The organism is Gemmatimonadota bacterium (assembly GCA_009838845.1).
In the GTDB taxonomy this organism is placed as follows: domain Bacteria; phylum Latescibacterota; class UBA2968; order UBA2968; family UBA2968; genus VXRD01.
In genome coordinates this window covers 1-14,786 of the sequence record VXRD01000098.1, presented here as the reverse complement: position 1 = coordinate 14,786, position 14,786 = coordinate 1, and the positions used below count along the sequence as shown (strand labels likewise).

Here is a 14,786-nt window from a genome sequence, read left to right as displayed (position 1 = left end):
AAATGATTCGCAGATAAGGTCCATGTGAGCTTCTCTTTGTAAAGGATTTTTATAATCACTGACCATTTGTTGTACTCCCATTTTGATCTTCTAAGGCAGCGCGTATGGCTTCTATGTCAATATCCGGATGCATTTTTTTTACTATGGCAATGGTTTCCTCATGTCCTTTTCTTTGCCCATCTTGGAAGCGTTTTTCAAGATATCTTTCAGTCTCAGCACGGATTTTTTGAACTGGGACGATCATGAGATTTACCCCCTCTATAATGAAGAATGCTAAAGTGATAGCAGAGAGACCTATGGATCCTATAATACTGATTACCGTAATAATTGCATCGTAATCAGGTTTAGTAATTTTGTACCAATTGTACCAAAGAACCAGTGATAGAGAAGAGACAAAGAACAGTACTGCTAAAGCTATCAGCCATGTTCTTTCTGTGTCTCCCGTGCTCCAAATTGACACCCTTTCTTCGTCTGTTTTCTCCGCCATTCTGTTGTGCCTTTTCACTTTTCTAATATAAGTATAGAGAAAATAGATTTCTAATGCAATTTCGGCCTGGATATGGTTTCAATGTCTGCCCTGTGATATGCTTGGTCTGGGATTTGGTCGTATTTTGGACAAACGCAACAGTCAGAATCCAAAGCAAATATCGAGCCAAAAAATGCAAATATCACAAAATTGCACGATAAAAAGGCTCCAAAGAAGTTCAGGTACCTTATTATGCCTTTGATATGCTGTATTGCGGTCTTATTCACAGCTTGAATTTCAAGATTGCCTGTTGAAGCGGGGATAGAGGAGAACGGGCGTTAGTGTAAAATTTGAGCGATGAATGAGCGGTATGGTGAAAGAATTGATCGCTTTCGAAACTTTTGATAAAAAAATAAAAGGCCGTAAGTGTTGCTCAGTTGGAGCAAAAACTCTTACGGTCTTTGAAGATAGAATCAAAGTTCAGCGAAAAAATAGGTTGCCCAACTGGGATTCGAACCTCGATTCTACGGTCCAAAACTGATTGATCCTGGTATATTGTATATAATTCCAAACAAAAAAGGACACCCAACAGGATGTCCTTTTTTTGCGAAAGACTGACCGTTTAATACATCCCACCACCCGGAGGTGCAGGAGGTGCTGGTGGTTCGGGTTCGGGTATATCGGCCACCAGTGCTTCGGTCGTCAATAACAGACTGGCTATCGAAGCGGCGTTTTCGAGTGCAGACCGCGTGACTTTGGTCGGGTCGGGCACGCCGGCTTGAATCATGTCTTCGTAGTCGTCTGTATCGGCATTATAGCCCAGATTACCTTCGCCAGCGGCGACCTTTTGCACGACCAGAGCGCCTTCAACTCCAGCGTTATTGGCGATCTGGCGCAGTGGCTCTTCCAGCGCGCGTTGCACGATATCCACGCCTGTTTTTTCGTCGCCTTCGACATTTTCGCGCGTTTCGTCCAGGCCAGCCGCAGCGCGAATTAATGCGACGCCACCGCCGGGGACTATGCCTTCTTCAACCGCGGCGCGCGTCGCGTGGAGCGCGTCTTCAACGCGGGCCTTTTTTTCTTTCATTTCGGTTTCTGTGGCAGCGCCCACATTGATTACGGCTACACCGCCGGCCAGTTTGGCCAGGCGTTCTTGCAGCTTTTCCTGGTCGTAGTCAGATGTGGTTTCGTCGATCTGACGGCGAATTTGTCCAACGCGCCCCTGGATATCGGCACTATTACCGCCGCCTTCGACGATGGTTGTGTTGTCTTTGTCGATGGTAATGCGTTTGGCTTCACCGAGGTCTGCGGTGGTGGCATTTTCCAGTTTGAAACCCGCATCTTCGGATAAGACGCGACCACCCGTCAAGATGGCGATGTCTTCGAGCATTGCCGTGCGACGGTCGCCAAAGCCCGGGGCTTTTACTGCGGCGATTTTCAATGTGCCGCGCACTTTGTTCACGACCAGTGTGGCGAGGGCTTCGCCTTCGATATCTTCGGCAATGATCATCAAAGGCTTGCCCGTTTGTGCGATTTTTTCCAGTACGGGAAGCAGGTCGCGCATTGCCGAGATTTTTTTGTCGTGAATTAAAATGTACGCTTCTTCCAGAATGGCTTCCATGTTGTCGGCATCGGTGACAAAATAAGGCGACACATATCCGCGGTCAAACTGCATGCCTTCGACCACGTCCAGTGTGGTTTCGATGCTGCGGGCTTCTTCGACTGTGATTACGCCGTCTTTGCCCACTTTTTCCATTGCATCGGCAATCAAATCGCCAATGGCTTTGTCGTTGTTGGCCGATGTAGAAGCGACCTGTGCGATGTCTGATCGCCCCGCCACCGGTTTGCTCATGTCATGTATCAGATTAACAGAGGCTGCCACGGCTTTGTCGATACCGCGCTTGAGGTCCATGGGGTTGGCACCGGCTGTTACATTGCGCAAGCCCTGGTGGAAGATCGACTGTGCGAGCACGGTTGCTGTGGTTGTGCCATCGCCAGCTACGTCAGAGGTCTTAGATGCAACTTCTTTGACCATCTGAGCACCCATATTTTCATAGGGGTCTTCCAATTCGACTTCTTTGGCTACCGTGACACCGTCTTTGGTGACAGTGGGAGAACCAAATTTTTTGTCCAGTACAACATTGCGGCCCTTGGGTCCCAGTGTCACTTTTACGGTGTCGGACAACTGATCCACACCCTGTTTGAGGGCTTCTCGAGCTGCAACATCAAATTCGAGTTGCTTGGCCATTATTATCCTCCTGATTAAAACTCGTACCGTTAATGATTGGTATTAATCAATGATCGCTAAAATATCGCCTTCGGGCATGATCAGATAGTCTTCGTCGTCCAGACGGACTTCTGTGCCTGAATACTTGCCGTAAAGTACTGTATCGCCGGATGCGACCGACAACGGGATCCGGTTGCCCGAATCGTCGGGCTTGCCATCGCCAACAGCCACAATTTCGCCCCGCTGGGGTTTTTCTTTGGCTGTGTCGGGAATGATGATGCCGCCCTTGACCTGTTCGTCTTCTTCAACAGGTTTTAGTAGTACGCGATCCCCGAGGGGTTTCACCTTCGCCATTGTTATAGCCTCCTTCTGCGAGGTGGAGTGAAAAGAAACGGATGATGTGTTTTAGCACTCTCACTTGTCGAGTGCTAATGGGGCGGAGAATATATCAAAGACCTTTCAGAAGCGCAAGAAAAAATAAAAAAAATAGGACAGTCTCGATGGAGATTGTCCCATGAATTGTGACGGGCGGGCACGGGGACACCGCCCCTAAAATGATTGTGTTCAAACGCAGGAGATCGTAGGGGACGGCCCCTGTGCCGTCCCGGTCCCCGGTCCTTTATTTCGCATTGTAAAGCGTCTGAAAAGCGTTTATGTGATCGCGCAAGGTCTGCGCGTTTTTCGGGTCTGTGGTTTGCTTGCATTTCATTGCCGTGCGTATAATTTTGTGCAGGGCTATTAGCTTTTCAGTATAGGCTGCGGCATCCCCTTCCGCAGGTTCTGTGATCCGCTGCGCCAGGAAGTATTGTGCGACAATGTCGCGAATCTGATCGGCATGGTGCTCTTTGTTGACAACCCAACGCACGATCTGGTTGTTGTTTTTCTCGCTTTCTCCCGATAATTTATTGATTTCATTCATCGACTTTTCAATGGTGGTCACATTTTCCAATAGCAGAGCAAACCGACCCTCATCGCCATAGATCCCACACGGTATCTCGCAGTGCGCCCCGACGAGAATGGGAAAAAGGAATACGCTCAGCAAAGAAGCAGTAAAATGTTTCATATTGGTCTCCTTGTAAAAAGGTCAACGGGCGACCACAGGGGGTCGCCCCTACAAATTCGGATTAACAATTTGGAACGTCATGTGTAATTTCAAGTCAGAGGTCATAAGAGCCCTGTCATTCTGAGCGGAGCGCAGCGGAGTCGAAGCATCTGCTGCCTCAACAGTGTGCATGGGCAACAGATGCTTCGTCAGCCTATCGGCTTCCTCAGCATGACACGGTGTATAGCACATTTATTTTTCAAGTCACACATCGCGTAATTTGGAATATAATACAAATCCGCCCGGATTCAAAACCCCCACATTCGCATTGCCGCGTCGGTTTTGATATTTACACCGATCTCGCGGAGCGGTTCGCGACTGTCCAATAGAAAGCGTTTGACGGCTTCTATTCCCACGATGATACCCAAACCGGGTTCCACGACCTCGCGCTCTTCAACCGAGATGTGACCGAGCAAGTCGGGCGATAATGTCGCCCCTTCATTCAGTTTTCGGTTGGGTACCAGCAATCGGAATGTTTCTGTTGTGGCTCCCCGACAAAGACCCACGAGTTCAAAATTGGGCAGTCCATCTCGCACGGCAACTACAGGCCCGCCACTGTAGCCCGCACGGATGGGCGCATCGACAAAAAACCGATCTTTGTCTTCGTCCAAACTCACTGTGCCCGCAGTGAGGCGCATCTTGTTTTTTGGATGACCTGCGATATAGACAAAATTGCCCCATTGCAGATCCGATGTTTTGCCCAGCCGCCGAGAAAAAGGCGATGGGTCTCTCATCGGGTTGGGAATATTGAGTTTGAGCAAAGCCAGATCTACTTCAGGGTCGAGGCGCACGATTTTTGCAGAGATGCTTTCGCCATTGCGATTGACCACGTGCAATGAGGTGCTGATTTTGATGGAAATCCGTTCGAGTACCTTCGTTTCCATGCCCCGGGCGTCCCGCATAAAATACCGAATGGTATCCGGTGCTGTCACCACATGTGCATTTGTCAGTGCAATTGCCACATCGTATCGATTGGTCGAGGTTTGCCGCGTGACCACAAGCGCGGTGCCCACTTTGGAATAAGAATCGACGGTTTTGCGGATACCATCTCGCGCCAGCCGATACCCCGTTGGGCTGTTTTTATCTGTTAAAGGCAAATGGCGTGAAAAGCCCCTGTCATCTCTCATATTATGTGTGTAGAACACGTTGGCATATTGGGGCGTCCACACGACTTTTACGGTGGAGGTGAACAGGGTTTCAAATCCCGCCTGGGCATCGCCTCGCCCAACGGGTACGCGATAATCGTATTCCCCATCGGGTGCCAGAACGTATTGCGCGGCGCATCCCCCAAAGCACAAGAGAGCGATCAGGTAGTAGAGGTTTTGCATTGCTTTTTCGCGCCCTTTCCGTATATTTGCCCTGAGTTTTCCTCAGAAGTATAACACTTTCGTTCAAACACCGCCACCATATCTCCCGCCTGTTAGTCTATCCTTGGCTCCTGTAAAAAATATGTCTGTCTCTCGTGATCAAGTACTGAATTTTGTGCGTCAACAACATAGGCGTCCGCTCAAAATCAGGGAACTTGCTCGCGCGCTTCGCGTTTCTGATCGGGCGTATTCAGATTTTCGCCGCCTGATTCGCGGCATGGTGCGCGATGGGTCTCTCGTCAAGTTGCGCCGTAGCCGTTACGGGATTCCGTCTGAACACAATCTCGTCGTTGGTCGCATCAGTGTCCAGGCCAGTGGATATGGCTTGCTCGCGCCCGACGATGGCGGCGCAGATATTTTCATTGGTGCGAGATACATGAGGCGTGCGCGACACGGCGACCGCGCTTTGGTGCGACTCACGCGCAGGGCACAAGGCAGTGACCGCGCAGAGGGTGAGTTGGTTCGCATTGTGGAACGCGCCGAGCAAACAATGGTGGGCACGTATGATGGCGTTTCTCTTGTGGTCTCCGACGATCCGCGCATTCGCGCACGCGTTCATATCCCCGATGACCTGACCTGCGGAGCTAAGGCGGGGCAAAAGGTGGTTGTGCACCTTAAATATTCCTCACCCAATGCCCATCCCGATGGTCAGATTGTCGAGGTTCTGGGCAATGCGGACGATGCGGGGATTGAGACCCTGATTCTCATCAAAAAACTCGGCCTTCCTCTCGTTTTTCCTCAACATGTGCTCGAAGCTGTAGAAGAGATTACAGAAGATATTCCCGCAGAGGAGATCGACCGTCGCCTCGATTTGCGCGATTTGACCTGTTTTACCATTGATCCAGTTGATGCGCGCGATCACGACGATGCCGTGTCGCTTCAGGTTCTCGATGATCAGACCTATTGTCTGGGTATTCACATTGCCGATGTCAGCTACTATGTTCCCGAAGGCTCGCCCCTTGATCACGAAGCCCTCGCACGCGGCAGCAGTGTGTATTTTCCCGATCGCGTCATTCCCATGTTGCCGGAGAGGCTTTCTGCAAATATCTGTTCTCTACAGCCCGGTGAAGATCGCCTCGCTCTGAGTATTCTGGCGCATATTACCCCCGATGGCGAGTTGATAGACACCCAAATTGCAGAGACGGTTATACGCAGCCGCGCGAGCCTGTCTTATGAAGAGGTTCAGCGCGTGCTCGATTGCGATAGGGGCGCGGCCAATCCCGCCGAACCGTATGCCGATGTTCTCATGCATATGGAGGCTCTGAGGATTCGTCTGACAGAGAAACGCATGGCAAGGGGTACGATTGATTTTGAGATTCCCGAACCGCGTATTGTCCTCAATGATCAGGGTCATCCCATTCACATTGGTCCCCGCGCTCGTTTGAATAGTCATCGTCTTATTGAAGAATTTATGCTTCTGGCAAATGAAATCGTTGCGCGGCGTATGGCCGATGGCGGTATCCCGATTCTCTATCGCGTCCACGAACCGCCCGACGGTGAAAAACTCGCCGAATTTTGCGATCTGGCGAGAACATTGGGGTATCGCCTTTCCAATCCTTCGCGGGCGGAAAATATCCAGGCGTTTCTCGCAAATTTCAAGGATGAGCCTGTTGGTCATATTTTGAGCCATCGCCTGTTGCGTTCAATGAAGAAAGCGGTGTACACACCCGAAAATGTCGGTCATTTCGGGTTGGCTTGCGATACTTATACGCATTTCACGTCGCCCATTCGGCGCTATCCCGATTTGATTCTTCACCGGATTTTGCGCGATGCGATCAACGATGGTAGCACGCCCGGACAGATGGCGCGCCGCGCACGCCGCTTGCCCGATATTGGGGATCTGGCGACGCAACGCGAGATCGCCGCGCAACAAGCCGAGAGGGATGCTATTCGGCTTATGCAAATTCTCTATTTGAAAGATAAGATGGGCGAGTGTTTTGATGCTGTTATCGTCGATGTGCGTTCTATTGGTTTTTTTGTTCAACTCAATGATGTGCTCATCGAGGGCCTGGTTCACGTAAAATATCTCTGGGATGATTATTATATTTACCACGAGTTGCAAGGCGCACTCGTGGGCGAATCCACGGGGACGACTTTCCGACTTGGGGATTCGGTTCAGGTACAACTCGCCCAGCTCGACCAGCAACGCCTGCGGATAGACTTTCACCTGCTGAAACACATCCCACATCGCCGCAAAAATCACGCCAAACGCACGCGACACCGACGAAAATAACAAAAATATGTCGTGTGTAATTTATATTTTTAAACTATTGTTTTTTAAAGTTTTAAAAGATAGAAATACAATGATCTGTTTCGATTTTAGAAAAAAATTTGAACCTTTTTTTTATTTAGACATTAGAACCATACATTCCGAAAGAAGATGTGGATAACAACATTCCGACAGGAGGATACAACCATGTCAATATCCACACACCCTGAACCATCTCGAACTTCATCTCTCTATGCTCTGGCGTGTGTCTTTACGCTGGTCTTCATGGCGTGCGCGGGCAGTCCAACCGAATCGGGTGAAGAAGGTGAATCCGGAATTCAGTATGGACTGGCAGATGAGGCTAAGGAGGCCCGAAGCGGAGTTGAGCTCGTCATGCGCTACGACAGTCAGCAAGAAATGTTCACGGGAACATTGACCAATACGACCAGCGCGACTGTCTCCAATGTCCGTGTCGAGATCCACCTGTCAAACAGGGTTGAACTCGGTCCTACCTCCAGAGTGAATATGACGGCAGGACAGGTAAGCCCGGTCACACTTGAGGCCAACGGACAGAATTTTAACTGGTGGAGCGTACACGTCGAAATCGGTTCATCGGAACATTGACCTATGTTTTTCCGTGTAGCCAAAATTTTTGTTGCGCTTTTACTTTTTGCGCTTCAGACCGCCTGGGGTGCCAATACGAAGGATCTGCTTGAAGCGGATCGATTGAGTAAGCACCTCAAGGCGAAGGGCGATCAGAAAGAACATGTTGCCAAACACGTTTCCGCACTTCGCGATATCGTGATTGAATATCAAACTGAACGCGCGCGCCGAACCAACGAAGCCCTTTTGTGGCAGGGCTATATCCCAAAACTCAAGGATCTGAGAAGCCTGCGCCAGAGCGCGAATGACAGTGCCAGTGCCGTGTTTGATGCGCTCAAAACAGCGCTTGATAGCAAGCAAATAGAACGCCTGGATAAGCTCATCAAAAAGGGCGATGTTTTTGCCATTCCCATTGCGGAATATCCCTATTACCACGTTCAGAATTCTCCGCTTTTTCCGGAGTTTTCAGGGAAAAAAGAGGTCTATAAACTCACCCTGCCTTCAGAACCCGATCCAGATAACACCTGGACATATCCCCAATTGCTCAAGGTATGGACAGTGCGGAGCTTTATTCCCTCGGTGCGTCCTATAGATGATTTGCCGCAGGCACCGAGTATTGCCGATCATCCCGATTTGCAATTCCGGGAGTTGGGGGTTTCCGAACGCTATCGCGTCGTGCGTTCCCCGCTGCTCATTTCAGCTACGCTGTACGTCCCGGATCTCGTGCGTTCAGAATTTGATATGTTGCAGACCCACTACGGCGCCGATAGCATTTCTGCCCAGACCTGGGACGATTATGCCAGCCAGAATCAGCTCGGTGACGATATTCAAATTCGCTTAAAATTCAATACCATCTACGACAAGGCATATCTCGATCTGAGTCGCTGGACAATTTATCTCGAAGACAGCGAAGACATCGGGTATGAACCCGACAAAATTGAAGAGCGGGCATTTTATCCGCTCGAAGCACTCCAGGTGTCTGTGCCGGGCAGAGAAATTGAAGTCACAGATGTATTTGGCACGTATATTTATCCCACTTATACGCCCGGTGAAAAAGTGCGCTATTTTGCAGAGCCGCCCGTGAATATTACTTATGTGGGCAATGAAAAATTGCTTATACTCTATTTTTCCGCGCACACTGTTATGAAAACACCGGTTGTTTCAGATCGGACTAAGTACATCAAACTCATCGTACAGTCTCACGAAACCGATTTTGGCCGCAGCGAACTGATGTGGGAGTTCAAAAAACCCAAATCAAAAACTCGCCCACCCAGGGATTGATCATGCGTTACACATTCTTTTGTTTGTTCACACTGCTCATCGGCTGTGTATCACCGCAGCAACCGCAGATTAGCTTGCGCTCTGTCCCCAAAAAATCATCCCCTCATCCCCATGCTGTCACGCACTTTTTGCGGGCGAGATTTGCAGAATCCGCAGGCCAACGCGATCGGGCTATTGAAGAATTGCAAGCCGCTGTGCAATACGACTCAACCTCTGCGACACTCTACAGCGCACTGGCTCGCAATCTCAATGCTGTTCGGCGATTTCAACAGGCGGTTGAACCCGCGCGGCGAGCCGTTCAAATTGATCCCCAAAATGTGCAAACCCGCTGGCTCTATTACGAAGCCCTCAGCCGGGGCCTGCGCGATACTACCAGTGCGATTGACCAGTTGAATGCCATTGTGCGCCTCGCGCCGCGAGACCTGAGTGCTTATCAACATCTTTTTCAAATTTATAGGGCCAGAGGGCAGCGCGGCAAAGTTATGACATTGCTCGATAGCATTGTTGCCATGCCCGGACTGATGGGGGCGCGCGAAAAGCGCTTTGCCGCTGACATCTACAATCAGCAGCGCGCGTTTGACAAAGCAGCGCAAATCTATCGCGATATCCTCAAAGACGACCCCAATAACGATGATCTCCAGTTTAAGCTGGGCATAACACATCTCTCTCGGGGCGATACATTGGCTGCCGAACAAAATTTCCGATGGATAATCGCGCGGCAAGATTATAGCGTTACCAGGGAGAACGTCCCGGTCTGGGTTCAATTAGTACACATTTACAGCCACGAACCCTATCTCAATTACCTCTTTGAGGAACCAGATGTCCGTCTGGTCAATCAGTTGGGCAATGTGCTCCTCAGAATGGTGAAGGGGCGTCACGATCACGACGAGAAAATGCTATTTGTCGATATGGCCGAACGCGTTCTCAATCACCAGTTGCAAACCGATCCCGAAAACCAGACTCTGCTGGGCATAAAAGCCCGTTTGTTGCTCGATGCCAACCGTACGGCCGATGCGCGCAAAACCTATCGCCACGCCAACTTACAGGGTGAAAAGACCGAATATCATCTCGGCATTGCCCGTTCTTACAGGGCCGAGGAAAACTGGGCAAGCGCGCAACAGATTTTAGAAAAGCTCCATGGAGACACGCGCCCTGAAAGCGAGTATTACGATCAAATTGCGTTTGATCTTGCCCGCGTTTATTTGCGCCAAAACGAAATTGCCAGTGCGCGCATTATCTATCAACAGGCTGTTGACGCGAGGCCCAAAAATACGGGTTTTCGCTACGAACTGGCGCGTACATATCTTTTTGATCGCAACTGGGAAAGAGCCATTCCCCTGCTGGAGCCACTCGTCGCCGATACGGAAAATAATCCCGAGTTTCTCGAGCATGTCCTCTTCGATCTGGGACGCAGTCTTGAACGGGCGGGACAGTTCGATCGCGCTGTCGCAGTATTTCAGCGCCTTTTGGCACTGGATCAGGATCACGCAGATGCCAGCAACTATTTGGGGTATATGCTCGCCGAGCGCGGTGAACGCCTCACAGAGGCAAAAAAGTTAATTGAACGCGCTCTGAAAATTGACCCGGAGAACGGCGCTTATCTCGACAGCCTCGGCTGGGTCTATTATCAGCTCAAGCAGTACGAAAACGCCGCGCGTTGGCTCGACCGTGCACTCGCCGTAGAGGAAGAAACCCTTCGCCAAACCGATCCCAATTCCCCAATTGTAGATGGTCTGCGCGAAAATCTCGCGGTTATTCACGAGCACGCGGGCGACGCAGCGCAAAAAATGGGTGATCTCGACCGCGCGAGCCACCACTATGAACGCGCTATAGAATTTGATCCCGACAATCAAACTCTGCGGGAAAAATTCAAAAATCTTTCCAGAGATGCGAGTTATTCCGAATAGACGAACCCCGCCCTGCCTCAAATGCCAAATGCACAATCCTAAATATCTCCTTATTCTCCTCTTTCTGATCGCTGGCTGTGTCGCCAATCGTCCCGCTCTTTTGCCGCCTGTTACTTCTTCAACCGAATTTTTCCATCTCATCGCTACCCGCTACGACAGTTTGCACAATCAGGAGGTTCGCGCGAGTATTGACCTCACTATTGATGGGGTGCGCGAACGCAGGGCTTCTGCGCTTGTGCGCCACCGATTTCCTTCGGATCTCAAACTCGTGGTTGGCGGTTTCGGTACCGTGGTCATGGCCGCGCGTGCCCAGGATGATACGCTGCACGTTCACCTGCCCCGTGAGAATCGCTATCTCGTGGGTCCTCCCGAAGATGTGCTCTACGTGCTCACGGACGTCGATCTGTCCTATTATGCGTATGATCGCGCTATTCTCGGCTTGCCCAATCTCTCTCTCCTGGATGCCTCTCGCGTGGTGCGCTTTGAACCCGAGGAAAAACATATTTTTCTCGAGTTGCAATACGATCTTTATTTGCGCCGTCTCTGGATTGAGACAAGTACGGGTTTTTTGCGCGAGGAGAGGGTCTATAACGCCGATGGACAACTCGTATCGGCGCGCATGCTGTCCGATTATCGCATGGATGACGGTTTTGCACTACCCCGGCGTATCGAGATTCGGCAAGGAGAGGATGTGATGCTTATCCAGATCAAATCGCGCGCTATTAATACGGGTCTGGCTGACAAGGACTTTGTTTTGCCCGTGCCCAGAGATGCCACGCGTCACGATATTCAACGGTGAATACTGCGACGCGAATGATAAAAAGAGCACTGGTTCGTCAGAATCAGTGCTCTTTTATTTTGTGCAAGGTGGAACGCGCCTGTTACTCATCCAATGTGCGGAGGCTGATGGTGGGACCGAAAAAGAGGGCGTTGGCAAAGAGTTTTTGGGTGCCGTACCAATAGGCGCGGAAGGTGGGGTTGTCGAGCATGAGTATGACGCGGCCATTGCCCTGTTTGGCGACGAGAGTGGATGCGGATTCGGCGATGTAATTGTGGTTCTGTTCAGAGATATATCCTGCGAGCAAGGGCTGTTTGGTGTATTGCAAAGGGGTGGCATAAGGGTTTACTGGTTTGATAAAGAGTGTGCCGCGCCGAAAGACTGGCAGGCTATTGCTGAGATACCCATAGGCGAGGGGATGGGTGCGGTCCAGGTGAACCCGAAAGATAGCACCGCCAATAATTTGCGCTCCCCGGTCGCTGGCTGCGTCGATATAAGCTTTGCGGTCACTGTAATTTCCTCGATTTCGCTCGACGAATTGGGCACTGGCGAGCTTGGTATTGATGGCCCAATGAACAGCACTGTTGAGTGCTATGAGTGTGTTGCCCTGGCGCAACCACTGTTTTAAGGCGTTGACGCCAGTAGAGTCGAGGTTGCTATAAGGTCCGCCTGCTGCGATTACTGTATTATAGCGATTGAGGTCTATATCGCGCACATGGCTGGCGTCTATGAGGCTGATGGACATATTATAGCGCTGGTCTAACAAATGCCACACTTCACCGGCGTTATAGACATCGGTGCCTTTGCCAATTAAAAGGGCTATTTGAGGCATTTTGAGGGGGACAAACCCCGGGCTACCCAGGTCAATACCGCTGTCGGTCTGCCCGGTGGAGACGGCAAATACATTGAGAGCATCTTCTTGCGCGATTGTTTGCATGAGGTTTCGAATTGTTTGTGGATCATTTTTTTGAATGCCCATGGGGATGAGTATGGTGCCGTAGTTAAATAAGTGCTCATTCTCCGAGTCTGAGGAAATACGCATGCTGAACTGTCGCGAGGCTACTTTGGCTCTTATACCGGCTTTTTGCATGCGGTAGAGTGCGCGAGGTGCGTAATGCCCATTCCATTCAAAAAGGTACGCATAAGTATTGATCTCCGGGTTGAAGACAGATAGACGGCCACGAGGAAATTTAGACGGCGGCAACAGGTCGCCGATAAATTCCTGGGATGACGATTTGATTTCTAATAGGGGCATGTTAAATGCCAGGGGCAGTGTCCAGGCTGAGACATCGTAAAATAAGCTGTCTGTAAAGGTGGTACGGCGCTCAAACAGGCTGGTGAGCAAGCGGTATTGCGGTTGCTCGGTGGGAATGATATAGGCCGAGCCGGGCGAGAAGGTTTGACCACCGATGCGCATGGGGCGCGCGAGGTCGTAGATCTGTATGTGGTGTTGCTGGAGTACGTCGATAAAATGATGGGTGCGCGCCACGTCATCCGGATCGCCAAAAACATAAGCTTTGATGGCGGCACCCTCGGCTTCCCGGGTTGCGGAGATGTAAAAATCGCGCTGATGCGATAGCAATTCGGTGCGCAGTTCACGGGCTGCCTGGAGTGCCGATAGGGCAGTTCTTATCTGATTGCGTATGGCAAAGGGAAAGGAGATCGGTCCGTGAATGCTTTCTTGCATAAGTCCGCGTGCGCTGGCTTGCTCAAAGAGAAGGCCCACGCCGCCGTTGAGATCGGGATAGGTCGATCCTTTGCCGATGTAAAAGTCGTCGAATGACTCCCGTGTGTAATATAGTGTGCCGATTTTATCGAGCGCGCTGACGTGGCGTTCGGCGATTGCAGCGGTGAGTTGATATGTGCGTGCCGGGGTGAGGGGATTGTTGCGCGAGGGTATGCCCGGTTGAAAGAAGTAAGTGGAATTGGTGTTCATTTCATGGTGGTCGGTGAGCATGTTCGGTTTCCAGGCGTGGAATGTTTCAATCCGCCCCCGGCTTTCGGGATGTTGAAGAAATACCCAGTCGCGGTTGAGGTCAAACCAGTAGTGGTTGGTGCGCCCACTCGGCCAGATTTCTCGATGTTCCCGGTGTTCGGGATCGGCAACGAGTTGTTTGCTGCGGTGCATGTTTGCCCAGTGTGCAAAGCGACTGAAGCCATCGGGGTTGGATACGGGATCGAGCAAGATGACGGTATTGGCGAGGAGGTTGTCTATGGCAGGACCTTGCGCCGCCGCCAGATGATATGCAATTAATGGCGCGGCGTTGCCGCCGCTGGGTTCATTGCCGTGGATGCTATATCCCATGTACACGACTACGGGCATTGTGTTGATGTCGAGCGCGGACGATTGGTCCGGGTTTGTGAGTTGCCGGTGTTGTGTCTGGATGGCTTCGAGGTTCTGGTGGTTTTGCGGGGATGTGATGGTGAGTAATAATAGGGGGCGTTGCTGGTATGTTTGGGCGTATTGCGTGAGGGCAATGCGGTCGGAGCGTTCGGCCAATGTGTACAGGTAGTTCACGATGAGGTCGTGTCGCAGGTGCCAATCGCCAATCTGAAATCCGAAAAAGTCTTCGGGTGTGGGGATGTCGGGATCGTAGGTCGTGCCCTCGGGCAGGTAATAGCTGAGGTCAACACGAGAATGAGCCGGTGTGTTCAACCCGATCAATGCGATGAGGACGATCAATAGGCGTGTCATTGGATGCCTCGTTGTAGGGTGAGAGGACATAACAAGGAAAGAAATTATTAGAAAAAGTCAAATGAGAAGGTTTTGGTCCTTCAAATGAGTTTATTGCCTTGATCCACGGGAGTCATTTTTTTCAAGACCAGTTTTCACAAAAAATAAATTG

At 50.8% G+C, this 14,786-nt stretch carries 11 protein-coding genes; 5 read left to right on the top strand and 6 right to left on the bottom strand.

Going from position 1 to position 14,786, the window contains the following annotated elements:
- Positions 1-55: 55 nt before the first annotated feature.
- The 5 genes from F4Y39_12370 to F4Y39_12350 form a co-directional block, all read right to left on the bottom strand.
- Entirely contained in the window at positions 56-487 is a 432-nt protein-coding gene (locus tag F4Y39_12370; GenBank protein MYC14514.1) for a hypothetical protein, read from the bottom strand.
- A 601-nt stretch (positions 488-1,088) separates the two neighbouring features.
- Complete coding sequence (gene groL, locus F4Y39_12365) at positions 1,089-2,717, bottom strand: chaperonin GroEL (protein MYC14513.1); 1,629 nt, start codon at positions 2,715-2,717, stop codon at positions 1,089-1,091.
- A 39-nt stretch (positions 2,718-2,756) separates the two neighbouring features.
- Positions 2,757-3,047 (bottom strand): co-chaperone GroES, encoded by a 291-nt coding sequence (locus F4Y39_12360; protein MYC14512.1) that lies wholly within the window; start codon positions 3,045-3,047, stop codon positions 2,757-2,759.
- Between the two features lie 265 nt (positions 3,048-3,312).
- Positions 3,313-3,756, bottom strand: coding sequence for a superoxide dismutase (locus F4Y39_12355; protein MYC14511.1), 444 nt, complete (start codon positions 3,754-3,756; stop codon positions 3,313-3,315).
- A 287-nt stretch (positions 3,757-4,043) separates the two neighbouring features.
- Positions 4,044-5,123, bottom strand: a complete 1,080-nt coding sequence (locus F4Y39_12350; GenBank protein MYC14510.1) for a trypsin-like peptidase domain-containing protein — start codon at positions 5,121-5,123, stop codon at positions 4,044-4,046.
- Positions 5,124-5,244: 121 nt separating this feature from the next.
- Here F4Y39_12350 and rnr point away from each other — a divergent pair, with 121 nt between their 5' ends.
- From rnr to F4Y39_12325, 5 genes are all read left to right on the top strand, one after another.
- Complete coding sequence (rnr, locus tag F4Y39_12345; protein ID MYC14509.1) at positions 5,245-7,395, top strand: ribonuclease R; 2,151 nt, start codon at positions 5,245-5,247, stop codon at positions 7,393-7,395.
- A gap of 183 nt (positions 7,396-7,578) precedes the next feature.
- Positions 7,579-7,995 (top strand): hypothetical protein, encoded by a 417-nt coding sequence (locus F4Y39_12340; GenBank protein ID MYC14508.1) that lies wholly within the window; start codon positions 7,579-7,581, stop codon positions 7,993-7,995.
- Between the two features lie 3 nt (positions 7,996-7,998).
- A complete protein-coding gene (locus F4Y39_12335) occupies positions 7,999-9,255 on the top strand; it encodes a hypothetical protein (GenBank protein MYC14507.1) in 1,257 nt (418 codons plus the stop codon).
- 2 nt (positions 9,256-9,257) lie between these two features.
- The gene (locus F4Y39_12330) at positions 9,258-11,162 is read left to right on the top strand and encodes a tetratricopeptide repeat protein (GenBank protein MYC14506.1); all 1,905 of its coding nucleotides are present in this window, start codon (positions 9,258-9,260) and stop codon (positions 11,160-11,162) included.
- Positions 11,143-11,961: a DUF4292 domain-containing protein gene (locus tag F4Y39_12325; protein MYC14505.1), complete on the top strand. Its 819-nt coding sequence runs from the start codon at positions 11,143-11,145 to the stop codon at positions 11,959-11,961. Before F4Y39_12330 ends, F4Y39_12325 begins: the two co-directional genes overlap by 20 nt.
- 82 nt (positions 11,962-12,043) lie before the next feature.
- Here the strand turns inward: F4Y39_12325 and F4Y39_12320 are convergent, their stop codons facing one another.
- Complete coding sequence (locus tag F4Y39_12320; GenBank protein ID MYC14504.1) at positions 12,044-14,635, bottom strand: zinc carboxypeptidase; 2,592 nt, start codon at positions 14,633-14,635, stop codon at positions 12,044-12,046.
- Positions 14,636-14,786 lie beyond the last annotated feature (151 nt).